At 35.2% G+C, this 22,993-nt stretch carries 22 protein-coding genes; 12 read left to right on the top strand and 10 right to left on the bottom strand.

The window, feature by feature from the left end; all coding sequences use genetic code 11:
* Nucleotide 1: 1 nt before the first annotated feature.
* The 4 genes from ileS to gdhA form a co-directional block, all read right to left on the bottom strand.
* Entirely contained in the window at nt 2-3,460 is a 3,459-nt protein-coding gene (gene ileS, locus QLS65_RS03665; protein ID WP_282715265.1) for an isoleucine--tRNA ligase, read from the bottom strand.
* A 129-nt stretch (nt 3,461-3,589) separates the two neighbouring features.
* On the bottom strand, nt 3,590-4,303 hold the full coding sequence (gene recO, locus QLS65_RS03670) for a DNA repair protein RecO (RefSeq protein ID WP_282711068.1): 714 nt from the start codon (nt 4,301-4,303) through the stop codon (nt 3,590-3,592).
* A 72-nt stretch (nt 4,304-4,375) separates the two neighbouring features.
* Complete coding sequence (porZ, locus tag QLS65_RS03675) at nt 4,376-6,664, bottom strand: type IX secretion system anionic LPS delivery protein PorZ (protein ID WP_282715267.1); 2,289 nt, start codon at nt 6,662-6,664, stop codon at nt 4,376-4,378.
* A 297-nt stretch (nt 6,665-6,961) separates the two neighbouring features.
* Nucleotides 6,962-8,305 carry an NADP-specific glutamate dehydrogenase gene (gene gdhA, locus QLS65_RS03680; RefSeq protein WP_099714104.1) on the bottom strand — a complete coding sequence of 448 codons (1,344 nt, stop codon included), beginning with the start codon at nt 8,303-8,305 and terminating at the stop codon, nt 6,962-6,964.
* A 276-nt stretch (nt 8,306-8,581) separates the two neighbouring features.
* Between gdhA and QLS65_RS03685 the strand changes: the two genes are divergently transcribed.
* Nucleotides 8,582-9,385 carry a THC0290_0291 family protein gene (locus QLS65_RS03685; RefSeq protein WP_282715273.1) on the top strand — a complete coding sequence of 268 codons (804 nt, stop codon included), beginning with the start codon at nt 8,582-8,584 and terminating at the stop codon, nt 9,383-9,385.
* Between the two features lie 89 nt (nt 9,386-9,474).
* On the opposite strand, the gene QLS65_RS03690 is transcribed toward QLS65_RS03685, so the two are convergent.
* Nucleotides 9,475-10,620, bottom strand: coding sequence for a cystathionine gamma-synthase (locus tag QLS65_RS03690; RefSeq protein ID WP_282715275.1), 1,146 nt, complete (start codon nt 10,618-10,620; stop codon nt 9,475-9,477).
* 103 nt (nt 10,621-10,723) lie between these two features.
* Here QLS65_RS03690 and QLS65_RS03695 point away from each other — a divergent pair, with 103 nt between their 5' ends.
* On the top strand, nt 10,724-11,467 hold the full coding sequence (locus tag QLS65_RS03695) for a DUF3298 and DUF4163 domain-containing protein (protein ID WP_282715277.1): 744 nt from the start codon (nt 10,724-10,726) through the stop codon (nt 11,465-11,467).
* A gap of 161 nt (nt 11,468-11,628) precedes the next feature.
* Here QLS65_RS03695 and QLS65_RS03700 read toward each other — a convergent pair whose 3' ends face one another.
* Complete coding sequence (locus tag QLS65_RS03700; protein WP_282711074.1) at nt 11,629-12,087, bottom strand: DinB family protein; 459 nt, start codon at nt 12,085-12,087, stop codon at nt 11,629-11,631.
* 77 nt (nt 12,088-12,164) lie between these two features.
* On the opposite strand from QLS65_RS03700, the gene QLS65_RS03705 reads away from it, so the two are divergent.
* From QLS65_RS03705 to nadD, 6 genes are all read left to right on the top strand, one after another.
* Nucleotides 12,165-12,521: an arsenate reductase family protein gene (locus QLS65_RS03705; RefSeq protein ID WP_282711075.1), complete on the top strand. Its 357-nt coding sequence runs from the start codon at nt 12,165-12,167 to the stop codon at nt 12,519-12,521.
* The gene (locus QLS65_RS03710; RefSeq protein WP_282715280.1) at nt 12,514-13,401 is read left to right on the top strand and encodes a DMT family transporter; all 888 of its coding nucleotides are present in this window, start codon (nt 12,514-12,516) and stop codon (nt 13,399-13,401) included. The genes QLS65_RS03705 and QLS65_RS03710 overlap by 8 nt, the downstream gene beginning before the upstream one ends.
* Before the next feature lie 174 nt (nt 13,402-13,575).
* Entirely contained in the window at nt 13,576-14,436 is an 861-nt protein-coding gene (locus QLS65_RS03715; protein ID WP_121343029.1) for a YicC/YloC family endoribonuclease, read from the top strand.
* A 116-nt stretch (nt 14,437-14,552) separates the two neighbouring features.
* Nucleotides 14,553-15,128, top strand: a complete 576-nt coding sequence (gene gmk, locus QLS65_RS03720; RefSeq protein WP_282715282.1) for a guanylate kinase — start codon at nt 14,553-14,555, stop codon at nt 15,126-15,128.
* A 35-nt stretch (nt 15,129-15,163) separates the two neighbouring features.
* Nucleotides 15,164-15,529, top strand: a complete 366-nt coding sequence (locus QLS65_RS03725) for a four helix bundle protein (RefSeq protein ID WP_099714094.1) — start codon at nt 15,164-15,166, stop codon at nt 15,527-15,529.
* A gap of 32 nt (nt 15,530-15,561) precedes the next feature.
* Complete coding sequence (gene nadD, locus QLS65_RS03730; RefSeq protein ID WP_282715285.1) at nt 15,562-16,173, top strand: nicotinate (nicotinamide) nucleotide adenylyltransferase; 612 nt, start codon at nt 15,562-15,564, stop codon at nt 16,171-16,173.
* Here the strand turns inward: nadD and QLS65_RS03735 are convergent, their stop codons facing one another.
* Nucleotides 16,174-17,070 carry a LysR family transcriptional regulator gene (locus tag QLS65_RS03735; protein ID WP_282715287.1) on the bottom strand — a complete coding sequence of 299 codons (897 nt, stop codon included), beginning with the start codon at nt 17,068-17,070 and terminating at the stop codon, nt 16,174-16,176. It abuts the gene before it with no gap.
* 86 nt (nt 17,071-17,156) lie between these two features.
* Here QLS65_RS03735 and QLS65_RS03740 point away from each other — a divergent pair, with 86 nt between their 5' ends.
* The 4 genes from QLS65_RS03740 to QLS65_RS03755 all read left to right on the top strand — a co-directional run bounded on the left by QLS65_RS03740 (nt 17,157) and on the right by QLS65_RS03755 (nt 20,652).
* Nucleotides 17,157-17,921: a type 1 glutamine amidotransferase domain-containing protein gene (locus QLS65_RS03740; protein WP_282711081.1), complete on the top strand. Its 765-nt coding sequence runs from the start codon at nt 17,157-17,159 to the stop codon at nt 17,919-17,921.
* Nucleotides 17,922-17,925: 4 nt separating this feature from the next.
* Nucleotides 17,926-19,089: an iron-containing alcohol dehydrogenase gene (locus QLS65_RS03745; protein ID WP_282715289.1), complete on the top strand. Its 1,164-nt coding sequence runs from the start codon at nt 17,926-17,928 to the stop codon at nt 19,087-19,089.
* Between the two features lie 311 nt (nt 19,090-19,400).
* Nucleotides 19,401-20,396, top strand: coding sequence for an NAD(P)H-dependent glycerol-3-phosphate dehydrogenase (locus QLS65_RS03750; RefSeq protein WP_282711083.1), 996 nt, complete (start codon nt 19,401-19,403; stop codon nt 20,394-20,396).
* A gap of 37 nt (nt 20,397-20,433) precedes the next feature.
* The gene (locus QLS65_RS03755) at nt 20,434-20,652 is read left to right on the top strand and encodes a hypothetical protein (protein ID WP_282715291.1); all 219 of its coding nucleotides are present in this window, start codon (nt 20,434-20,436) and stop codon (nt 20,650-20,652) included.
* Between the two features lie 207 nt (nt 20,653-20,859).
* Here the strand turns inward: QLS65_RS03755 and QLS65_RS03760 are convergent, their stop codons facing one another.
* The 3 genes from QLS65_RS03760 to QLS65_RS03770 form a co-directional block, all read right to left on the bottom strand.
* A complete protein-coding gene (locus tag QLS65_RS03760; RefSeq protein ID WP_099714088.1) occupies nt 20,860-21,267 on the bottom strand; it encodes a hypothetical protein in 408 nt (135 codons plus the stop codon).
* 106 nt (nt 21,268-21,373) lie between these two features.
* Nucleotides 21,374-22,393: a phenylalanine--tRNA ligase subunit alpha gene (gene pheS / locus QLS65_RS03765; RefSeq protein WP_099716240.1), complete on the bottom strand. Its 1,020-nt coding sequence runs from the start codon at nt 22,391-22,393 to the stop codon at nt 21,374-21,376.
* Nucleotides 22,394-22,575: 182 nt separating this feature from the next.
* Nucleotides 22,576-22,932: a hypothetical protein gene (locus QLS65_RS03770; RefSeq protein WP_282711084.1), complete on the bottom strand. Its 357-nt coding sequence runs from the start codon at nt 22,930-22,932 to the stop codon at nt 22,576-22,578.
* Nucleotides 22,933-22,993: the final 61 nt, after the last annotated feature.

Consider the following 22,993-nt stretch of genomic DNA (forward strand, 5'->3'; position numbering starts at 1 on the left):
ATTATTTTGAAATTAATATCATTGTTTTTATTTCGTCAAACTCAATTTCTGTACCGTTTTCTATTTCATCTACAAAAACCAAATCGCTGGTTAATGTTTCTGATTTTATATACGCTTCATTTTTAAGAATCGCCTCTTCTAGAATTCCATTTCTTTTCAATTGAACTTTAATTTTATCAGTAACTTCAAATCCGGAATCTTTACGGATATTCTGAATTCTGTTTACTAATTCTCTGGAAATTCCTTCTTGTTTTAATTCTTCAGAAATTGTAATGTCAAGCGCAACCGTTATTCCGTTTGAATTGGCTACTAACCAACCTTCAATATCCTGTGATGTTATTTCTACATCTTCTAAAGTTAAAATTACGTTATTTCCTGCAATAACAATATTCAGGCTTCCTTCCTTATCCAACTGACTAATTTGCTCTTTCGAAAACCCTTGTATTTCCTTAGAAATCAAGCCCATATCCTTTCCAAAACGGGGCCCTAGTGTCTTAAAATTAGGCTTAATCTGTTTCACCAAAACACCGGAAGCATCGTCTAAAAGTACGATTTCTTTCACATTTACCTCTGCTTTTACAAGGTCAGAAATAGCCTCAATTTCAGCTCTTTGATTGTCGTCAAGTACTGGAATCATTACCTTTTGCAACGGTTGGCGTACCTTTATCATTTCCTTTTTTCGGAGTGATAAAACCAATGATGAAATGGTTTGTGCTTTCTGCATTTTGCTCTCTAACATTTTATTAACATAGTTTTCAACCGAAATTGGAAACTCCGCCAAATGTACACTGTCATATTTTTCCGACTGTGTTGCTAAAGTTAAGTCTCTGTAAAGTTTGTCCATAAAGAACGGAGCGATTGGCGCACCTAGTTTACTTATGGTTAACAAACAGGTGTATAAAGTTTGATACGCCGCAATTTTGTCTTGTGCATATTCCCCTTTCCAGAAGCGTCTCCTGCACAAACGAACGTACCAGTTACTCAAGTTTTCCTGTACAAATTCAGAGATTGCACGAGCTGCTTTCGTTGGTTCATAATCCGCATAATAGCTATCAACATCTTTTATCAAGGTGTTCAATTCTGACATGATCCATTGATCTATTTCCGGTCTTTCGTTTAACGGAATTTCCGCTTCTTCAAATTTGAAACCATCAATATTCGCATACAAACTAAAGAACGAATACGTGTTGTACAAGGTTCCGAAGAATTTTCTGCGCACCTCAGCAATTCCTTCTAAATCAAATTTCAAATTGTCCCAAGGATTCGCATTGGAAATCATATACCAGCGCGTCGCATCTGGACCGTATTCTTTTAATGTTTCGAATGGATCTGCGGCATTCCCTAAACGTTTGGACATTTTTTGTCCGTTTTTGTCCAAGACCAATCCGTTAGAAACTACATTTTTATAAGCGACTTTGTCAAAAACTAATGTTCCAATAGCGTGCAAGGTATAAAACCAACCACGTGTTTGATCGACTCCTTCTGCGATGAAATCCGCAGGAAAATCTTTGTTTTGATCTATTTTATCTTTGTTCTCAAAAGGATAATGCCATTGTGCATACGGCATGGAACCTGAATCAAACCAAACATCAATCAAGTCCGCTTCACGCGTCATTGGCTTTCCAGAAGCCGAAACCAAGGTGATTTCATCAACTACATTTTTATGTAAATCAACTAAATCATAATTGGATTCTGCCATATTTCCAATTTCAAAACCTTTGAAAGGATTTTCTTTTTGGAAACCTGCAGCGATTGATTTTTCAATTTCGTTGTATAATTCTTCTACTGAACCAATCAGAATCTCTTCGGTTCCTTCTTCAGTTCTCCAAATTGGCAATGGAATTCCCCAATATCTTGAACGCGATAAATTCCAGTCATTCGCATTTTTCAACCAATTCCCAAAACGTCCTTCTCCAGTCGCTTTTGGCTTCCAGTTGATGGTTTCGTTCAAGTCGAACATTCTGTCTTTAACTTCTGAGATTTTTATAAACCAAGAATCTAAAGGATAGTATAAAATAGGTTTGTCTGTTCTCCAACAATGCGGATAACTGTGGACATATTTCTCTACTTTAAATGCTCTGTTTTCTTCTTTTAATCGAATGGCGATCTCAACATCTACGGAACGTTCCGGAGCTTCACCTTCGTTATAATATTCATTTTTCACATATTTACCGGCATATTCCCCTACATGCGAAGTGAATTTTCCTTGTAAATCTACTAACGGAACCGGAGTTCCATTTTCATCAAGAACTAACATTGGCGGGACTTCTGGTGTAGCTTCTTTAGCCACTTTTGCATCATCAGCACCAAAAGTAGGTGAAGTATGCACGATTCCCGTTCCATCTTCCGTAGTTACAAAATCTCCTGAAATTACTCTAAAAGCATTTTCAGCATTTTGATAGGGAAGCACTAAAGGCATTAATTGTTCGTAACGAATGTCAACCAAATCAGACCCTTTACATTCAGCCAAAACCTGAAACGGTATTTTTTTATCGCCTTCTTTGAAATTTTCAAAATCAGCAGGTTCTGTACTTTCGAAGAAACCCTTTCCGAATTGTTTTCCAACTAAATTCTTAGCTAAAATCAATGTTGCCGGACGAAATGTATATTGATTGAATGTTCTTACTAAAGCATATTCGATTTTTGGACCTACAGTCAAAGCAGTATTACTTGGCAATGTCCAAGGTGTTGTTGTCCAAGCCAAGATAAAAACTTCGTCTAAATCCAAAGCTTCTAACTTATAATGCATTAAATTATTCGAACTGATGTAATCATAAAACTTAGAGAACAACAATTCTTTGTGTGCATCAATCACTTTAAATTGTGCCACAACCGTCGTGTCCGTTACATCTCTATAACTTCCCGGTTGGTTTACTTCATGAGAAGACAATCCTGTTCCTGCTTTTGGAGAATACGGCTGAATGGTGTAGCCTTTGTACATCAAATCCTTGTTGTAGATTTGTTTCAAAATCCACCAAACCGTTTCCATATATTTGGATTTATAGGTCACATACGGATCTTCCATATCTACCCAATACCCCATTTTTTCGGTCAAATCATTCCATACGTCCGTATAACGCATCACGGTTTTTTTACACGCTTCGTTATATTCTTCGATGGAAATGGTCTTTCCAATATCTTCTTTGGTAATTCCTAATTCTTTCTCGGTACCTAATTCCACAGGCAAACCATGAGTGTCCCAGCCCGCTTTACGCTTTACTTGAAACCCCTTTTGAGTTTTATATCTGCAAAAAATATCTTTAATCGCACGCGCCATTACGTGGTGAATTCCAGGCAATCCATTTGCCGAAGGCGGACCTTCAAAAAATACGAATGGTTGGTTTCCTTCGCGAGTGGTTACGCTTTTCTCAAATATATTTTCTTTCTTCCAAAAATCAAGTACTTCTGACGCTACAGTTGGTAAGTCAAGTCCTTTGTATTCAGTAAATTTTGTGCTCATTTTATCCTTTTCTAAATCGAGGTGCGAAAGTAAGGAATTTTGAATAAAAGAAAGAAAAGAAGAGAAAAAATAGACGAAATTGGACAGATAATTCGATAAAATGGAATCAAAATATCCTTTTATTGCTTTCTAAGAGAAAACTTCTTTCAAAACGTCTAATGATTTTGGTTTTTTAAAGCCGTCCAAGTGAAAACTATAGTAATCAATAAGTATTCTTAAAACAATTTGTCTTTCAATGACATGGAATATTTTTTGATTGTTATCGAATTTCAAATCGATCAGTTTTTTGAACAAATTGCTTTCATGTTCCGTGAGTGAACTGATGGCATGAAAGGGTGTAAAAATACCTTCAGTCATTTCAAAAAAAGGCATATCCATATCAGAAATATCAGGATAAAAACCCAAATATTTTGTGGTTTCCAATAATAAAATCAGATGAAAATTAGCAATTTCATCATGATTATCGAGCCAGTGCAATGCTGTTTCCAGAAACGTAAACAAATGCTCATTCGTTTCTTCTTCGTGAATAGAATGGTGCAACATTTCCGAAATGAACATCACAATTGTACTTTTATAAATATCCGAATGTATCGAATGAAAAGCTGAGGCAATTTTTATTTCCTTGAAATTTTCTAAAGTTCCTTTATTTTTGTGAACCGCTTCAATTTCGAGAATGGTCAACGGCTGAAAATAGGCGATTTTCTGATTGGCTTTTCGGCTCGAAAAAGCATCCCGAACGAAATACGATTTTAAACCATGAGACAGCGTAAAGCATTTCACAATCAAGCTTTTTTCTTGAAATTTTAAGGATGAAAGGACAATGGCTTTTGTTTTTACGAGCATTTTTTTTGTTTAAAGTTTAAAGTTTAAAGTTTTGGGTTGTAACGACAAACCAAACTCAAAACCATAAACAAATTACCTTATTATCATTACTTTTTTAACTTTGGTTTCCACTCCGTCTTGTGCCGAAATAAAAATCATATACACACCCGAAGCGACTTTATATTTCCCAAAAGCGGTGGTATCCCATTCTATTGTTCCGCCTTCGGAAATGGTTTCATATACCAGATTTCCTTCGATATCGGTAATTTTAACATTGGCTTTATCCAGTAATCCGGCAATTTTAACCGTTCCTTGGTATTCCGGCCGCACTGGATTTGGATATACATACGCGTTACTTAAATCATCATTTGGCGCAGTCGCAGTTCCTTTGAAAGAAACCAAACCTTTGGCAGTAGCTATAAAAACTTCGCCCGTAGCGCTATTAATACCAATATCATTTATAACATTGCTGGGCAACGGCGAATTATTTATCGTAAAATGATATTTGGTTTCCTGACCGTTTGGCGAGACCAAAAACAAACCTGAATCGGCAGTACCAATCCATTTATTGTTTGCTCCATCAACAGCAATATCAGTAATAAATTGTTCGTACAAGAGCTCTTGCGCCAGATTATCCTCTAAAATAATGATGGGATTCGTTGTCATTTGGTCTTCTGTTTGAAAACTGCCTACATTCGGCAAAACACGCAATCCTTTTGTGGTTCCTATCCAAAGCTGGTTTCTATTATCCACCGCAACTACTTTTACATTTGAAACAGGCAAATTCCCGGCATCAGAACCAGTTGTTATTTTCTTGAATACATTGGTACTTTCATTAAAACCAATAACCCCATCTTCACTTGTAGAAAGCCATTTCGTTCCATTTTTATCAATGGCAATTGTACCAAAATTATTATCAATAGCCGAATCCAGGATATTTTCCATAGCATAACTTTGCCATTGACCATTGGATTTAAACACTTTCAGTCCATTTTTTATTCGGCTGGTGGTAACCCAAAGATTTCCTGATTTATCAAATGCCGTTCCATTAACCCTTATGTCTATATAAGTAGGGCCCACAAAGGTCAAAGACTCTAAGCCACTATTGGTCTGATTGTATAAAATTGTAGGGATGTCATTTTCAATTTTTAGTAAACCCGAAAAAAAAGAACTCGCATATACTTCGTTTTCATTGCTTGGATTTACCGTAATTCTGGTCATCGATTGTGCTCCTAAAACTTCTTCATACGGAATATTCAGCCATCCCGTTTCACTAAATTTACTAATACCGTAACTGTCTAACGGATACGGATTATAATCTGCTGTATAATCCCCATAAACTGTCCAAAGCACACTTGTTGTGGCTTGAAGTGCAAATATATTGTTGCGCGAAGGACCAATAGGCGTTATGTTTTCGAAAGTTACTGTCGAAGAAAGCGAAGCAGCAATCAATCCATTTTCTTTTGTTCCAATAAAAATTGCATCCCCTATTATTGTGGCACACGTAAAACTTGGGTTACTGTCCGGGATTTGATTTGTATTTATTTGGCGTACCAATGCCATTTGATTGTTGTAAATATAAATGCTGCTTGAAGTCGTTACAATTAAATAATCTACTGTTGCTCTCATATCCAATGAAGGCTGAGAAAGCTGGATAAATCCTGTAAAGGAATTAGACCCAGAATTAAATTTATGAATGTATCCCGCAGCATTAATGGCATACAAATCTGTACCAAAAGTCACTACACTTGACCAGTTTCCCGCAGCAATTGTTCCCCATTGATTGTAATCGATTAGGTTTTTATTAGAAATATCGGCTCTTCTTATCCCGTTATTTGTAGCAGCATAAATAAATCCGTTAAAAAGTGCCGTTTGGTTCACCCTGATTTCAGCTCCATTGTCGCCAATAAAATAAGTGTCTCCAAATTGCATGGTAGCCAAATTAAATTGAACAATCCCAAAATCACAGGAGACATAGGCAATACCCTCAAACTCCATAAAATGATTGACTTTTTTTATATTAGGAGGAAGTTGTTTATTGATAATGTCGACAACATTCAGGATGCTTCCATCAGCTTCGTTAATCACGATTATCAGTCCGTTTTCGTATCCTACAATTGTTTTATTGAATGTTGTACTATAGTATAGCGCCGAAATTGTTTGTCCGGAAAGCCCGTCAATAGTATTCGTTGTTTTAATTACGTTTGTCGCTAAATTTTTTGAAAACAATGCATTTTCGGAAGCAGCAAAAACAGCCGTTCCAGATTCTGATACATCTTTAATTTCATTGTAAGAGAAATAACCTTGCCACGACAAGTTGCTTTGGGCAAAACCCATTTGGATAAAAAGTAAAAGCAAAAAATATAAAACGCTCTTTTTCATTATTTGCATTAATATTGGTTTACAAATATAGAACAAACGAAAGTCTTAGCATTTTGTTACGCAAAAAAAAGCCTTTCATCCAATCCCGAGCTTCGGGATGGTGAAAGGCTTTTAAGTAAGAGATTTTTGAGTGATGATTAACGATTTTTGATTTCCGATTTATTTTAAAATTAACGACCCATTTTATTATAAAAATTAAATTTTTAAATAATTTCATCTTTTTGCAAATCTGAAATCAAAAATCGTTAATCAAAAATCTTAAATATAAAGTATCAAAATTCCTTAATCAAAACAATATTACACCACTCCTTGAGCAAGCATAGCATCAGCTACTTTTACAAATCCGGCAATGTTTGCACCTTTTACATAGTTCACATAACCTTCTTCGTCAGTACCGTATCTTTTACATTGATTGTGTATTCCAACCATGATTTCTTTTAATCTGGAATCCACTTCTTCACTGGTCCAGTTTAAACGAATAGAGTTTTGTGTCATTTCTAATCCTGAAGCTGCAACACCACCTGCATTTGCTGCTTTACCAGGAGCAAAAAGTACTTTCGCTTTCAAGAACAATTTGATCGCTTCTAAAGTACATGGCATATTTGCCGCCTCAGTTACACAAATAACTCCATTAGCAATTAAATGTTTAGCATCTTCCTCGTTTAACTCATTTTGAGTAGCACAAGGTATTGCAACATCAACTTTTACTTCCCATACGCTTTTTCCTTTGTGGAAAACTGCGTTTGGATATTTTTCTAAATAAGCTTCGGCTCTGTTATCTCCTCTTGCTCTCAATTCAAGCATAAAGTCAATTTTATCTCCTGAGATTCCTTCTTCATCATAAATATAACCATCAGGACCAGAAATAGTAACTACTTTCCCTCCAAGATCATTTACTTTCAAGGCTACTCCCCAAGCAACGTTTCCAAAACCAGAAATAGATACTCTTTTCCCTTTGATGTTTTGACCAATAGTATTCAGCATTTGTTCTGCAAAATAAACTACTCCGTAACCTGTTGCTTCCGGTCTGATTAAAGAACCACCATAAGCCAATCCTTTTCCAGTTAAAACTCCGGTAAATTCATTTCTTATTCTCTTGTATTGACCAAATAAATATCCAATTTCTCTGGCTCCAACTCCAATATCTCCAGCAGGAACGTCTAATTGTGGCCCAATGTGTCTGCACAATTCAGTCATGAAAGACTGGCAAAAACGCATCACTTCCCCATCAGATTTTCCTTGTGGATCAAAATCAGACCCTCCTTTTCCTCCACCCATTGGCAAAGTAGTCAAACTGTTTTTGAATACTTGTTCAAAAGCTAAAAATTTAAGTACTGATAAATTTACAGTATGGTGAAAACGAATCCCACCTTTGTAAGGTCCAATTGCTGAATTCATTTGAATTCTGAAACCTCTATTTACCTGAATTTCTCCTTTATCGTCTACCCAAGGAACACGAAAAATAATAGAACGTTCCGGCTCCGCTATTCTAAGAAGCAAATTTTTTCCGTCGTATTTTTTTTGCTCTGCAATAAATGGAATTACAGTCTCTGCAAATTCCCTAACAGCTTGAATAAATTCAGGTTCATTTGGATTCTTGGCCTCAACTTGAGCCATAAAATCATTTATTTTTAGTAACATAGATTATAAATAATTAATTAAGAAAACGATTTCGTTATAATGTACAAAGATACATTTTATAAAAATATTCGGACTCTGTTTTTTCTATTTTATAAATAGAATTATCTTTTTATTACCCATTTTTAGACAATAGTGTTTATCATATCCTCATTTAAACCAAATGACTACCACTTTCGTAAGTAAATAAGAATTTGTCTGATTATTTTTAATTTTATTTTTATTTTTATATGTGTATGATGTTTTTATATATTTGTCAAGATTAGAAAAACAAGCCTAATGGTCAAACAAACAATCCTTTTATTATTAATCTGTTTTGGATTTTCACCTGAATCAAATGCGCAATTCGGTGGTTTTTCGCATGAAATAGGGATAATAGCGGGACCAGTTGCTTTTCAATCTGATTATGGGGAACGTCATGATCTTACTACAAACTCCGGAAATACAGGAATCGGAATTGGAATTATTCATTATCTCAACTTTTCGTACAAAGCAGACTGTAACTGCTACACACCTGAAACTTATTTTAATGATCATTTTAAATTAAGATCTGAACTCTCTTATAATAAAACCGAATTACAACATTTTGGGGAATGGACTGAAGGCAAACCTTCGCTAGGAAAAGAGCAATTGAAAGCAATGACTGGGAGTACGGCCGTAACTAATATCGGGATGCAACTTGAATTTTTCCCTTGGAGTATTCGTGATTTCACTGCAAGAACAGGAAGTCTTGGGCCCTTTGTCAGTCTTGGAGGACAGTTCAGTTATTACAATGCTCAAGCTTCATCAACACTAGGTCCATTAGGAACTCCATTGACTACCTTCCCAAAATATTTAACTCCAACGGACGGACGTCCTTATGGTTTTTCTACCGAAAGTGGAACCGTTTGGTCTGTAATAACCAGTGTGGGAACTCGCTATAAATTAAGTCCATTACGCGATTTAATGGTTGATTTAAGATTTCAATACTTTTTCTCCAATTGGGTAGATGGTTTAAATCCTAACCCGGAACTTTACAAAGAAAATAAAGCAAACGATTGGTTGGTTTGGTTCAATGTAGGTTACATTTATTACTTGCAATAGCATTTAAACAACCGTTATAAAAATAAAAAACCCCCAATTCTAATCCCGACACTTCGGGATAAAATTGGGGGTTTTATTTTTATATTAATTTATGCTAATGCTTGTCTCAAATCTTCAATCAAATCATCAGCATCTTCTATACCTACGCTTAATCGAACCAAATCATCAGTGATTCCAACTTCTTTTCGTTTGTCTTCCGGAATAGATGCATGTGTCATCAAAGCCGGATGATTCGCTAATGACTCCACTCCGCCTAAAGATTCAGCCAAAGTGAAAACTTTTAATTTTTCCAGAAAATCAATTGCATCTTCTTTTTTCCCCGAAACAAAAGTAAAGGAAACCATTCCTCCAAAACCGCTCATTTGCTTTTTGGCAATTTCATGATACGGATGGCTTGGTAATCCCGGATAATATACTGTTTTAACTTTTGGGTGGTTATTCAAAAACTCCACCACTTTTCCTCCATTTTCACAATGTCTTTCCACGCGAAGATGCAAGGTTTTAATCCCTCTTAACACCAAGAAACTGTCCATTGGTCCCAATGTTGCTCCTGTCGCAAATTGTTGAAAATGCAATTGTTCTCCCAGCGCTTCGTCTTTTACAATCAAAGCACCGGCAATAACATCAGAATGGCCTCCCAAATATTTCGTCGCCGAATGCATCACGATATCAGCTCCTAAGTCTAATGGTTTTTGTAAATAAGGCGTTGCAAAAGTATTATCAACTGCAAAAAGGATTTTATTTTCCTTTGTAATTTTGGCAATTTCTTGAATATCTGCCAATTTCATCAAAGGATTCGTTGGTGTTTCTACCCAAACCAGTTTCGTATTTTCATTAATTAATGACTTGAATTTCTCGATGTCATTCATATCCACAAAATGGAATTTTATACCTGAATTTTTATAAATACGGGTAAACATTCGATACGTTCCACCATACAAATCATCCATAGCAATAATTTCATCACCCGCTTTAAAAGAACGCAAAACACAATCTGTAGCTGCTAATCCTGATGAAAAAGCCAATCCTCGCGTTCCATTTTCAATACTTGCTAATGCATTTTCAAGCGCGCTTCTGGTAGGATTTGCAGCTCTACTGTACTCATAATCTGGATTTATAGGTTGTCCCGGGCTAGTTTGTACAAATGTTGACGTTTGATATACTGGTGGCATAACTGCTCCAGTACTTGGATCATGATGCTGACCTCCGTGAATAACTTTCGTATTGAATTTCATATCTTTTTAATTTTAAATGCTAAATAACTTCACAAATTTACCCTTTAATTTATTTTAACCAAGCCACAAGTTGATACCTTTGTATATAATTAACAATTTTGAGATGAAACACTTTATAATTTTTGCTGTAATCCTTTTTTTAATAACGGGTTGTTCAAACGAATTGGCTTTTAAAGACCAATCTTTTCAGAAAAAAACAACGTTACCCTGCAAAGAAAATTGTCCTGAGATAACCGTAAAAATTCCTGTTGCAAAAAACGACCCTATTGTAGCGGACAGCATCAATAAAAAAGTGTTTTCAGTATTGAAAGAGATTATTTATTTTGGCGAAAAACCATATACATCAACAGATTATAATGGATTATTAACCTCTTTTATTGATTCCTACGAGAAACTCCAAAAAGAATTTCCTAATGATACCTTTGGCTGGGAAGCTAAAATTAAAGGAAGCATAAAATACCAATCCGAAAGTGTTTTGAATATAGAAATCAACCATTACACCTACACCGGTGGCGCTCACGGATACCAAGGATTGCGTTCACTACTTTTTGACCCAACTACCGGAAAATCTATTCCGAATGCCGAATTATTCAATGATAAAGAAGCTTTCAAGGCTTTCGCCGAAAAAAAATTCAGAGCCAAATATAAAATCCCTGCAAACAAATCGATCAATGCAACCGGATTGATGTTTGAAGACGAAAAATTCAATCTTCCCCAAAATATTTTCTATACCGATAAAGGATTACTGCTTTATTACAATTCCTATGAAGCCGCATCGTATGCTGACGGACCTAAAGAATTGTTATTGCCTTATACTGAAGTGAACGAATATTTGGCGGTTAAATAATAGATGGTCTTTAAAAAATGAAACGTTATTTAAAGACCAAATAATTTTTTAACGAATCGATAGCCCCGATGGAAGCGGATATCCTTTTACTTTTTTCTTTAAAAAGGAAAAGACATGAGCAAATAGCGGGATTAAGCTCCTAAATATTTATAGGCATTAACCTAAATAAATTTTCGGATATTCATCATAATCCCAATGTGAAGCCCTTCATGAAAATTACTGAAAGCCATTGCATCCTCGGCGGTTCTTAAAACGTGATTGCCAGTTGAAGTGGTATATTCCATATAATTTTTGAAAATTTTATTGTCATAATCTACTTTGGTCTGGCTGATTGTTTCAAACAACAACGATTTTATTTCGTCCACTTCGGCTTGTGTGGCAATGTGTTCCGGCTTGGTTCCCTTTTTGTATTTCTCTACCAATTCATCAGAAACCATCATGGGCAAACCAGAAAGCTTGTACACTAACATTTGTTGTGACACGATAATATGCCCGATGTTCCAAATCAAATTATTGCTAAATCCTTCCGGAATCGTGTTGAGTTGGTCAAGATTGTATCCCGATAGAAATTTTGAAACCATATTTCTGCTTGTAGTGCTAACGTCGAATAATTGATTCATTTTTTTATTTTTTTTGATAAAAATAATCATTTTCCGTGTCAAATGAATTTTCTTTGCACAAAGAAATTGCTATTTACATGGACAAAATATACTATCTCGCTTCTTGCGATACCTGCAGAAAAATCATAAAATCATTACCGAAAGATCACAACTTGAAGTTTCACGACATCAAACAAGATCCGATTACTGTATCAGAATTAGAGCAAATGCGCGAACTTTCCGGAAGTTACGAAGCGCTTTTCAGCAAAAAAGCGCAATTGTATAAATCGATGGATTTGAAAAATAAATCGTTAACCGAAGACGATTACAAAAAATACATTTTAGAACATTACACGTTCTTAAGTCGTCCCGTTTTTATCATTAAAGGCAAAATTTACATTGGCAACACACAACAAAACATGCATCAGGTAATGCTTGCTTTTGCAAATGTCTAGAAGGAATCTTGCACTTATTGCCGCCACAATTGTCTCCATAATTTACGGAGTTACGTTTACCATTGCCAAAGATGTCATGCCATTGTACATTGACGCCTATGGTTTTATCTTGTTGCGCGCCGGCGGTTCGATGATTTTATTTTGGCTGGTTTGGTTGTTTACACCGAAAGAAAAAATTGCGCTGAATGATTTTCCTCGAATTATTGCAGCTGCTTTCTTTGGCGTGGCATTTAATATGCTTACATTTTTCAAAGGATTAAGCCTCACTTCTCCCATTAGTGCCGCGGTAATCATGGTTTCAACACCCATGATTGTTTTGACGCTTTCGGCATTAATCATGAAGGAACGCATGCAAAAACGAATGGTTTTTGGGATTATCCTTGGATTAATCGGGACTGCTTTTCTCATTCTGTATGGAAAATCCATTGGCAGCGCCACAAACGCCGGATTAGGAAATTTTCTGGTTTTGGTCAACGCCATTTCCTATGGATTTTACCTGATTATCGTCAAGAAATTAATGGACAAATACAATGCGTTTACGTTTGTAAAATGGATTTATTTGTTTGGATTTATTATGGTTTTGCCTTTTGGCTGGAGCCAATTTCAAGCTGTTGAATGGGCTTTGGTCCCCGTTGATATTTGCTGGAAAATAGTATTTGTGGTCGTTTTTTCGACTTTCCTGACGTATTTGCTGAATTTGCTTTCGATGAAAGAATTAAAACCAACTACGGTTGCTGTTTTTATTTATTTACAACCGCTATTCGCCACTATTTTTGCGATAAGCTTGGGCAAAGACGAATTGAGTTTGGTGAAAATTGGTTCCGCAGTTTTGATATTTATCGGCGTTTATTTGGTGACACAGAAGAAGAGTGTTCGGTAATCAGCTAGTAGTGTTCAGCGCACAAATCGTAGATTATAGTATTCATAAAACTTATTATAGGAATGCAAAAATTAAAATCTGATTACTAAACATTTACTTATACCGAGTCACTGAATACTAAAAACGGACCACTGACCACTTTTTTATTATCTTTGACCTCTTTTAGAAAATTATATGATACAATCAATGACGGGTTTTGGTAAAGCGACTTTGCAATTACCAACCAAAAAAATCACGGTAGAAGTAAAATCTTTAAACAGTAAAGGTTTAGATTTAAATGTGAGAATGCCTTCGCTGTACCGCGAAATGGAATTGGGTTTACGCAACCAAATTGCACTAAAACTGGAAAGAGGAAAAGTAGATTTTTCTATTTTTATCGAAAGTACCGCCGAACAAACTTCTACGAAAGTGAACGTGCCGATTGTAAAAGCATACATCAGCCAGTTAAGAGAAGTCTATGCTGATGCCGATGAAACTGAACTTATGAAAATGGCTGTTCGCATGCCGGATACCATGAAAATAGAACGTGATGAAATCGATGAAAACGACTGGGTACAAATCCAAACCGTTATCGAAGAAGCGTTGCAAAACATCCTGAACTTTAGAAGAGATGAAGGCGCTTCACTTGAAAAAGAATTTCAATTGCGAATTGGTAACATTCGCCAATACATGACCGAAGCTTTGGCTCTTGATCCAGAACGCGTTCAAGCGATAAAAGACCGTTTGCAAACTGCAATTTCAGAACTTAAAGTGAATGTAGACGAAAATCGTTTTGAGCAGGAATTGATTTATTATTTAGAAAAATTAGACATCACCGAAGAAAAAGTTCGTCTAACCAATCACTTGGATTATTTCCTGGAAACCATCAACGGAACCGAAGCTAACGGTAGAAAATTAGGTTTTATTACCCAAGAAATGGGACGCGAAATCAACACGATGGGTTCTAAATCCAATCACGCACAAATGCAAAAATTAGTCGTTCAAATGAAAGACGAATTGGAGAAAATCAAGGAACAAGTATTAAACGTATTGTAATTATCAACCTGCACTGTTTTTAACTTTGCAGGTTTATTAATTTCACAACATACCTACAAGATTTTTGAAACCTTGCAGGAAAACATAAACAGATACTGAAATAAATTCAGCATAAAATGAGCACAGGAGGAAAATTAATCGTTTTTTCGGCACCATCAGGATCAGGGAAAACTACTATCGTTAGACATTTATTAAACAAAGAAGATTTAAATCTTGAATTCTCAATTTCAGCAGCTTCCCGCGCACCAAGAGGCGAGGAAGTAAGCGGAAAAGACTATTATTTCATGTCTACCGAAGAATTTAAAAAACACATCAAGAACGAAGACTTTTTGGAATGGGAAGAAGTATACCGCGATAATTTCTACGGAACTTTGAAAAGTGAAGTAGAACGTATTTGGGCCAAAGGCAAAAATGTGATTTTTGATATTGATGTATCTGGCGGATTGCGTATCAAGCATAAATTTCCTGAAGAAACTTTAGCCGTTTTCGTGAAACCACCAAGCGTGGATGAACTAAAAAGAAGATTAAAGGAGCGCTCTACCGAAAGTGATGACAAAATCAACATGCGTATTGCAAAAGCTTCTGTAGAACTGGCTACAGCACCACAATTTGATGTGATTATAAAAAACTACGATTTAGATATTGCCTTGGAAGAAGCGTATCAATTGGTAAAGAATTATGTAAAAAAATAGTAATTAGTAAAAAGTTACTAGTAATTAGCTTAAAAATGGGTGAGATAAAATCATACAAAGATTTATTGATTTGGCAAAAAGGGATTAAAATAGTCTGTTTAGTTTATCAATTAGTAAAATCATTTCCTCAAGAAGAATTATATGCTCTGTCAAGTCAGTTAAAAAGAGCTTCAGTATCTATTCCTTCGAATATTGCTGAAGGCTATGGAAGAAATACGGATAAATCATTCAGTCATTTTTTAGATATTTCAAGAGGCTCATTATTCGAAATTGAAACTCAGTTACTAATTGCTAATGAACTTGGATTTATAACAAGTAAGACTTTGTATACAGAAATTTTAAGTCAAATTGAGGAAGAATCCAAAATGATTAATGCTTTCTCTAAAACCCTCAAAAACTAATTACTTTTTACTAATCACTAGTCACTAAGTCAATGAAAATAGGTCTTTATTTCGGAACGTTTAACCCCATTCATGTTGGGCACCTCATCATTGCCAATCACATGGCGGAACATGCCGATTTAGACCAGGTATGGATGGTGGTTACGCCACACAATCCTTTGAAGAAAAAAAACACATTGCTCGATGATTACCATCGTTTGCAAATGGTACATCTTGCTACCGAGGATTTTCCAAAAATAAAACCTTCGGATATTGAATTCAAGCTGTCACAGCCTAATTACACCGTGAACACTTTAGTTCACTTACAGGAAAAATTTCCAAGTTATGAGTTCTCCTTAATCATGGGCGAAGACAATCTCAGGTCGTTGCACAAATGGAAAAACTACGAAGCTATTCTGGCGCATCACGAGATTTATGTGTATCCACGACTCGAGACCAAAGGCCGAACAGGTGAAGCAATTGTTTCGGAAACAGAAAATGCAACTTTCAATAATCACCCAAAAATTCATATGATTGACGCTCCAGTTGTAGAAATATCGTCGACATTTATTCGGGACAATATAAAAAAAGGAAAAAATGTGCAACCGTTATTGCCTGCAAAAGTTTGGGAATACATTGATCACAATAACTTTTATAAGAAGTAATTACGCCAAAATTCTTTTCAATTCTACTTCAATATTCTCAAAAATAGTATTCAAATTATCGTTTTTACCGGATAATAAAAACACTTCAGTACTTGGCATTTGCTTGCTGTTCCACAACAATTGGATTTTATTTTCTACTATTAAACTTTTTGAATTGCAATCCCAAACGACAGCGATTCCGGTGTTTTTCGAAATTATTTCGAGCATTTCATATTCAGATGGAATGATATAATTCGGAATCATCGAAGGTCGTTTTTTATTAAAAACATGCAGCCAGAACAATTTAATATGCGGAATCTGCGCATTGTGGCTGAACCATTTTTGGTCGTTTAACCAATGCTCAATTGCTGGGAAATCTTTTATTTTTATATTGGATTTTAATTCGGATGCATCGATAGTGTTTGAGCCAATAACAACTTGCTTAATTTCTCCTACCTTTTTTTGAATGGTGTCAAATGTATCGTATTGCTTGGTAACAACTGCAAAATCTAATTTTTTAGAATCCACCAATTCAAAAAGTGTATCATTTTCATGAAAACTAAAATCGATAAATTCAAATTTTGAAACCAAGGCACTTCCCAAACTACTCATCAAGTGTTTTGAAAGTCCAATTGAAATTAATCGATTCGCATCAAACGCTTTCGCACGGAAACCATTCTCCACATTTTCCAATCGGTCTAACGCCTCGATGATTAAATTATTGAGTAACTTAGCATATTCCGTTGGTTCTACACCTTTTGACTTTCGATTAAAAAGCTTATACCCTACATGCGCTTCTAACATAGATATTTGCTGACTTACAGCAGGTTGACTGATAAATAACTCTTTTGCAGCCAAAGAAAAATTACCATTTTTATAAACGGATTTAAACGTTCGATACCATTCGAGATTGACCATGATATAAATATATTTATTACAAACATAATTTAAATTATTTTTACTAATAACATATTCGCCCTAAATTTGTACAAACAGAATTAGAAATGAAAAAAATCGCACTATTTGCCATTATAGCATTAACCGTTAGTTGTATTACAGCAACTGCACAAAATAAAAAAAACATGAAAAAAGTATTATTTGTTGTTACCAGTCACGATAAATTAGGTGACACAGGAGAGAAAACAGGATTTTGGACAGAAGAATTTGCTGCGCCCTACTATGAACTTTTAGATAAAGGAGTGACTATTGACGTCGCTACTCCGCTAGGTGGCCAACCCCCGATTGACCCAAAAAGTGAAGATCCTTCAGCTGCAACTGAAGATACTAAACGATTTGATGCTGATACTGAGCTATTGGCAAAACTAAAAAATACAAAAAAATTAGTCGATGTAAAAGAGTCTGATTATGATGCCGTTTTCTACCCAGGAGGTCACGGACCGTTATGGGATTTAGCTACAGATGCAACTTCAAGTGCTTTGATTGAAGCATTTTATACCAATAATAAACCCGTTGCTTTTGTGTGTCACTCACCAGCTGTACTGAAAAACGTAAAAGTAAATGGCGAATTTTTAGTAAAAGGTAAAAAAGTAACTGGATTCTCAAACACAGAAGAGGCAGCGGTAGGTTTGACTGACGTAGTTCCTTTTTTATTAGAAGATGCTTTGCAGGCCAATGGCGCAACGTATTCAAAAGTAGCAGACTGGCATCCTTATACCGTCGAAGATGGTTTATTGATTACAGGTCAAAACCCAGCTTCGTCTAAATTAGTTGCCGAAAAATTATTAAACCAATTGAATTCAAAAAAATAAAAACATGTTAAATTTCGAATTATACAATCCTACCAATTTAGTTTTTGGAAAGGGGCAAATTGAAAAACTTTCCACTTTAGTGCCAAAAGGAGCAAAAATTCTTCTCGCGTATGGTGGTGGAAGTATTTTTAAAAATGGAATTCACGAACAAGTAATCAATAACCTAAAAGGTTTTGATATTGTGGAATTTTCAGGAATAGAAGCAAATCCTCATTTTGAAACATTGATGAAAGCAGTTGCGGTTATCAACGAACAAAAAATAGATTTTATTCTTGCAGTAGGAGGAGGATCCGTAATTGATGGGGTGAAATTTATTTCAGCTGCAGCTCATTTTGATGGAAATCCAATAGACATTCTTCAAAAAAGAATAATGACTACTGATTTAACTAAGATAATTCCTTTTGGTACTATACTTACTTTACCGGCAACAGGTAGCGAAATGAATTCTGGTGGAGTAATCACTATAGAATCCACTCAAGAAAAATTATCCTTTGGCGGTAGTGCCTTGTTTCCAAAGTTCTCTATCTGTGACCCAACCGTAATTGAATCTTTACCAAAAAGACAATTACAAAACGGAGTTGTTGATGCCTATACTCATGTTTTAGAACAATATTTAACGTATCCGCATGAAGGGTATCTTCAAGATAGAATTGCCGAAAGCATTTTACTAACCTTGATTCAAGTAGGTCCTGATGTTGTTGAAAAACCAACTGATTATCCTTTAGCGTCTAACTTTATGTGGAGTTGCACCATGGCTTTGAATGGGTTAATCCAAAAAGGAGTTCCTTCTGATTGGGCAACACACATGATTGGTCATGAATTAACGGCTTTGTATGGAATCGATCACGCCAGAACATTAGCCGTTGTAGGGCCAAATTTATACCGAGTAATGTTTGAAACCAAAAAAGGAAAGTTAGCACAATATGGAAAACGTATTTTTAATTTAACCGGAACTGAGGACGAAATTGCAAACGAAGCTATTAGCAAAACAGTTGAATTTTTCCATACTATGGGAATGGAAACTAAATTATCTGATTATACTAAAGAGTTTGATAAAACAGCTGATTTCATTGTAAACCGTTTTGAAGAAAGAGGTTGGTTAGGTTTAGGAGAAAAGCAAAATATCACTTTAGAAAAGGTAAAATCAATTGTTGAAATGAGTTATTAATTCAGATAACTGGATGACTGATTATAGCTGTTAAAATAAAAAGGCGTTCTCATTTTTGGGAACGCCTTTTAAAATTCTAAATTATAACTAACTAACTCAATTCTCATTATTTTGTTAAATTATTAAACAATAAATAACAAGAACGAAAAAGTGATGTTTATATTGTGTTAAAAAATAAAATAAAATAAAATTATTTTTTATCCGCTGCCATCACAGGGTTTCCAACATATCTAAAAATCAACCTACTCGTTCTAATTTTATTTGTATAATCAGTACTTTTTTAAGTACTTTTGATTAAATTCAATAAAAAAATGGCTGAAAATATAAAATTTGCAGTAATAGGTGGTGGAAGTTGGGCAACAGCAATAGCAAAAATGTTATGTGTAAATCTTACTGAAATCTCATGGTATATGCGCAATGAAGCTGCTATAGAACACATTAAAACATACAAACACAATCCAAACTATTTAAGTTCCGTAGAATTCGACATCAATAAGCTGAAACTGACCAGCGATATCAATGAAGCTGTAGCGTATGCAGATTATATCATTTTTGCTATTCCGTCTGCTTTTCTAGGTGGTGAATTAGAAAAATTAACGGTTTCATTAAAAGATAAAATCATTTTTTCAGCGATTAAAGGAATTGTTCCAGAAACAAGCTTAATTGTAGGAGAACATTTCCATGTAAAATATGACATTCCATATTACAACATCGGTGTAATCACTGGTCCTTGTCACGCAGAAGAAGTAGCTATGGAGCGTCTTTCTTACCTTACCATTGCGTGTGGCGATCCCGATAAAGCAAAAACCGTAGCTAAAAATCTATCTGGAAATTATATCAAAACTAAAATTACAGATGATATCATAGGAACGGAATATGCGGCCATGCTTAAAAACATTTACGCTATTGCAGCGGGAATTGCTCATGGCTTGGGCTATGGCGATAATTTCCAGTCCGTATTGATGAGTAATGGGATTCGAGAAATGAAAAAATTCATCAAGAAAGTTCATAGAATGAAACGCAACATCAATGATTCCGCTTATTTAGGTGATTTATTGGTTACCGGTTATTCTATATTTTCCAGAAATAGAATGTTTGGAAATATGATTGGTAAAGGCTACACCGTTAAATCAGCAATGATGGAGATGAGTATGGTTGCAGAAGGATATTATGCCGCAAAAAGTGCGTATAAACTCAACCAGGCTTATGGTGCCAAAACACCAATTATAGACGCTGTTCACAGTATTTTATACGAAGGACAGGATGCTAAGTCCGTATTTAAGAAACTTACTGATAAACTGGATTAATTCAGCTACAGATTTAATAACCAAACACAATCACTTCATGAGCGAAAGATGGAAATACCAAATTAAAACTGGTGGAATTTGGGGTCTATTTATGACGGTTTTCAATGTATTATTCGACATTAAAGAAATTCCTTTTTCAGAACAGGTTGCTACACCTAATTTTTATATTCGCGCAGCTGCTTATATCCTTGTAGGGGTATTTGTTTTAGGGTATTTTACCTGGAAATCCAAGGTTAAACAACAAGCCGCTAAATAATTTTATGAGTGAAAGATGGAAATACCAGCTTAAAATAGGATCAATTTGGGGGGTATCATTTTCTGTTATCATACAAATATTTGACTTGTTAGAGATGTCATTTTCACAAGCCTTTTTATCCAAAAGAAGTTTACTACGAATGCTGTTTTTTATTGTAATCGGGATTTTTCTTGGAAGCAAAAAACAAAAAGAGAAACTAGTATTGAATTATCTCACGATAACCCCGTCAACAAATAGAATAGGCACTTCTTCAACGAAATCCTCATGGATGGAATGTGCTTTGAAAATGAACTTTTTATCGTATAATTTGTCTCCAATAAAAAACGTTAGCATGAACTCATTGTTGAGCGCCAAAACACTTTTTTCAATCATTTCAATTTTCACCACTGAAACTGCTGGCACTTCTACAAAAGCGTGACGCAAAAGCGATGTTTTCTTCATTTCGCCATCAATAGTCCCAAAAGCTTTGGAAACCACCATAACACTTTCGATTAAGTAATCGCTATCATTTACTAAATAAGCATACCACACTTTTTCCATGAAATCGTCACTCCATTCTTGCACTACAGCAAGAAATACGTTTTCTACTTCGGGGATGATGATGTCGGCTTTCATTTATTTGATTGTTTGATTGATTAACGATTTTTGATTGCAGATTTAAACTTCTAAAATGCTTCGCCAGTTCGCTTTCGCTCGGGTCAAAAATCGCTAATCTTAAATTTTATATGCTTGATTTGAATTGCTCTAAGAAACGAACGTCATTTTCGTAGAACATACGGATATCGCCGATTTGATACAACAACATGGCAATTCTTTCGATTCCCATCCCGAATGCAAAACCGTTGTATTCGTCAGGATTGATGCCACAGTTTTTCAAAACATTAGGATCTACCATTCCGCAACCCATGATTTCTAACCAACCAGTTCCTTTGGTAATTCTATAATCGGTTTCTGTTTTCAGACCCCAATAAATATCAACCTCAGCACTTGGCTCAGTAAATGGGAAATAGGACGGACGCAAACGGATTTTTGATTTTCCGAACATCTCTTTGGTGAAATATAAAAGCGTTTGTTTTAAGTCTGCAAAAGAAACGTCTTTGTCAATATACAAACCTTCCACTTGGTGAAAAATACAGTGTGAACGGGACGAAACAGCCTCGTTACGGAATACTCTTCCCGGAGAAATCGTACGAATAGGCGGTTTGTTGTTTTCCATGTAACGCACTTGCACTGATGATGTGTGCGTACGCAACAAAATATCAGGATTCGTTTGAATGAAAAACGTGTCTTGCATGTCACGTGCCGGATGGTATTCCGGTAAGTTTAATGCGGTGAAATTATGCCAGTCATCTTCGATTTCCGGACCTTCAGAAACGTTGAAACCAATGTTTGAAAAGATGTCAATGATTTGGTTTTTTACCAATGAAATAGGGTGACGAGAGCCAATAGTTATTGGTTCAGCCGAACGCGTCAAATCACCATAAAAACCTTTAATTTCTTCTTTACTTTCTAAAGCTTCCTGTATGGTTTTTACTTTGTCTTCGGCAGAAGTTTTAAGCAAATTGATTACTTGTCCAAATTCCTTTTTTTGGTCGTTAGGAACGTTTTTAAATTCAGCGAAAAGGTCTTTTAAAAGTCCTTTGCTTCCCAGAAATTTAATTCGGAATGTTTCTAATTCTGCTGCATTTTGCGTTGAGAAAGCTTGTGCTTCGCCAATATATTCTTTTATCTTATCTATCATTTTCATCCAATAATTGAGAGTGCAAATTTAGGAAATTTGTTCCAAGTATACTCTTTAAAGTTTAAAGTTTCCATTCTAAATTGTTAGATTCCTTTTTACCGCTGTTCTGCTTCTTTTTAAATCCTAAAAGTTCGTTTAAGCAAGGTAATATTAACTCAACATTAAAATCGGCGCACTGAATACTACTTTATAAGTTCTCTTTCGAGGAAATAATTCACAATAGCTTCTTTCATTAAAACCGACTGTTCTCCAGCTTTTAAAGGTGGTAATTCCTCTTTTACTTTGTAATGTGGCCAGCCTTCTTCATCAAAAAACTCAAATTCATAGAAACCATAAGGCTCTAACAACCTGCAAATCGCAATGTGCATCAGGTTTAATTTTTCGTCTTTTTTGTATTCACTATGAACTTTTCCAAGTTCTTGTACGCCAATTAGATAAATAATAGCGTCGAGATCTAAGTCCTCACCTTGAGAAAATTGATTGGAAAGTATATTTACAAGCTGTTCCCAGCGTTCTTTAAGTTGTGTGTCTCTTGACATTTCTTTAATTATGAGTGACAAATTATGAACTATTAGTCCATAATCTATGAAATTATTTTGA

This window comes from Flavobacterium algoritolerans (assembly GCF_030010385.1).
GTDB lineage: Bacteria > Bacteroidota > Bacteroidia > Flavobacteriales > Flavobacteriaceae > Flavobacterium > Flavobacterium algoritolerans.

Excerpts from the sequence above, each read along its gene's own strand:
- ileS (WP_282715265.1), bottom strand. The coding sequence starts at position 3,460 with ATGAGCACAAAATTTACTGAATACAAAGGACTTGACTTACCAACTGTA.
- recO (WP_282711068.1), bottom strand. The coding sequence starts at position 4,303 with ATGCTCGTAAAAACAAAAGCCATTGTCCTTTCATCCTTAAAATTTCAA.
- porZ (WP_282715267.1), bottom strand. The coding sequence starts at position 6,664 with ATGAAAAAGAGCGTTTTATATTTTTTGCTTTTACTTTTTATCCAAATG.
- gdhA (WP_099714104.1), bottom strand. The coding sequence starts at position 8,305 with ATGTTACTAAAAATAAATGATTTTATGGCTCAAGTTGAGGCCAAGAAT.
- QLS65_RS03685 (WP_282715273.1), top strand. The coding sequence starts at position 8,582 with ATGGTCAAACAAACAATCCTTTTATTATTAATCTGTTTTGGATTTTCA.
- QLS65_RS03690 (WP_282715275.1), bottom strand. The coding sequence starts at position 10,620 with ATGAAATTCAATACGAAAGTTATTCACGGAGGTCAGCATCATGATCCA.
- QLS65_RS03695 (WP_282715277.1), top strand. The coding sequence starts at position 10,724 with ATGAAACACTTTATAATTTTTGCTGTAATCCTTTTTTTAATAACGGGT.
- QLS65_RS03700 (WP_282711074.1), bottom strand. The coding sequence starts at position 12,087 with ATGAATCAATTATTCGACGTTAGCACTACAAGCAGAAATATGGTTTCA.
- QLS65_RS03705 (WP_282711075.1), top strand. The coding sequence starts at position 12,165 with ATGGACAAAATATACTATCTCGCTTCTTGCGATACCTGCAGAAAAATC.
- QLS65_RS03710 (WP_282715280.1), top strand. The coding sequence starts at position 12,514 with ATGTCTAGAAGGAATCTTGCACTTATTGCCGCCACAATTGTCTCCATA.
- QLS65_RS03715 (WP_121343029.1), top strand. The coding sequence starts at position 13,576 with ATGATACAATCAATGACGGGTTTTGGTAAAGCGACTTTGCAATTACCA.
- gmk (WP_282715282.1), top strand. The coding sequence starts at position 14,553 with ATGAGCACAGGAGGAAAATTAATCGTTTTTTCGGCACCATCAGGATCA.
- QLS65_RS03725 (WP_099714094.1), top strand. The coding sequence starts at position 15,164 with ATGGGTGAGATAAAATCATACAAAGATTTATTGATTTGGCAAAAAGGG.
- nadD (WP_282715285.1), top strand. The coding sequence starts at position 15,562 with ATGAAAATAGGTCTTTATTTCGGAACGTTTAACCCCATTCATGTTGGG.
- QLS65_RS03735 (WP_282715287.1), bottom strand. The coding sequence starts at position 17,070 with ATGGTCAATCTCGAATGGTATCGAACGTTTAAATCCGTTTATAAAAAT.
- QLS65_RS03740 (WP_282711081.1), top strand. The coding sequence starts at position 17,157 with ATGAAAAAAATCGCACTATTTGCCATTATAGCATTAACCGTTAGTTGT.
- QLS65_RS03745 (WP_282715289.1), top strand. The coding sequence starts at position 17,926 with ATGTTAAATTTCGAATTATACAATCCTACCAATTTAGTTTTTGGAAAG.
- QLS65_RS03750 (WP_282711083.1), top strand. The coding sequence starts at position 19,401 with ATGGCTGAAAATATAAAATTTGCAGTAATAGGTGGTGGAAGTTGGGCA.
- QLS65_RS03755 (WP_282715291.1), top strand. The coding sequence starts at position 20,434 with ATGAGCGAAAGATGGAAATACCAAATTAAAACTGGTGGAATTTGGGGT.
- QLS65_RS03760 (WP_099714088.1), bottom strand. The coding sequence starts at position 21,267 with ATGAAAGCCGACATCATCATCCCCGAAGTAGAAAACGTATTTCTTGCT.
- pheS (WP_099716240.1), bottom strand. The coding sequence starts at position 22,393 with ATGATAGATAAGATAAAAGAATATATTGGCGAAGCACAAGCTTTCTCA.
- QLS65_RS03770 (WP_282711084.1), bottom strand. The coding sequence starts at position 22,932 with ATGTCAAGAGACACACAACTTAAAGAACGCTGGGAACAGCTTGTAAAT.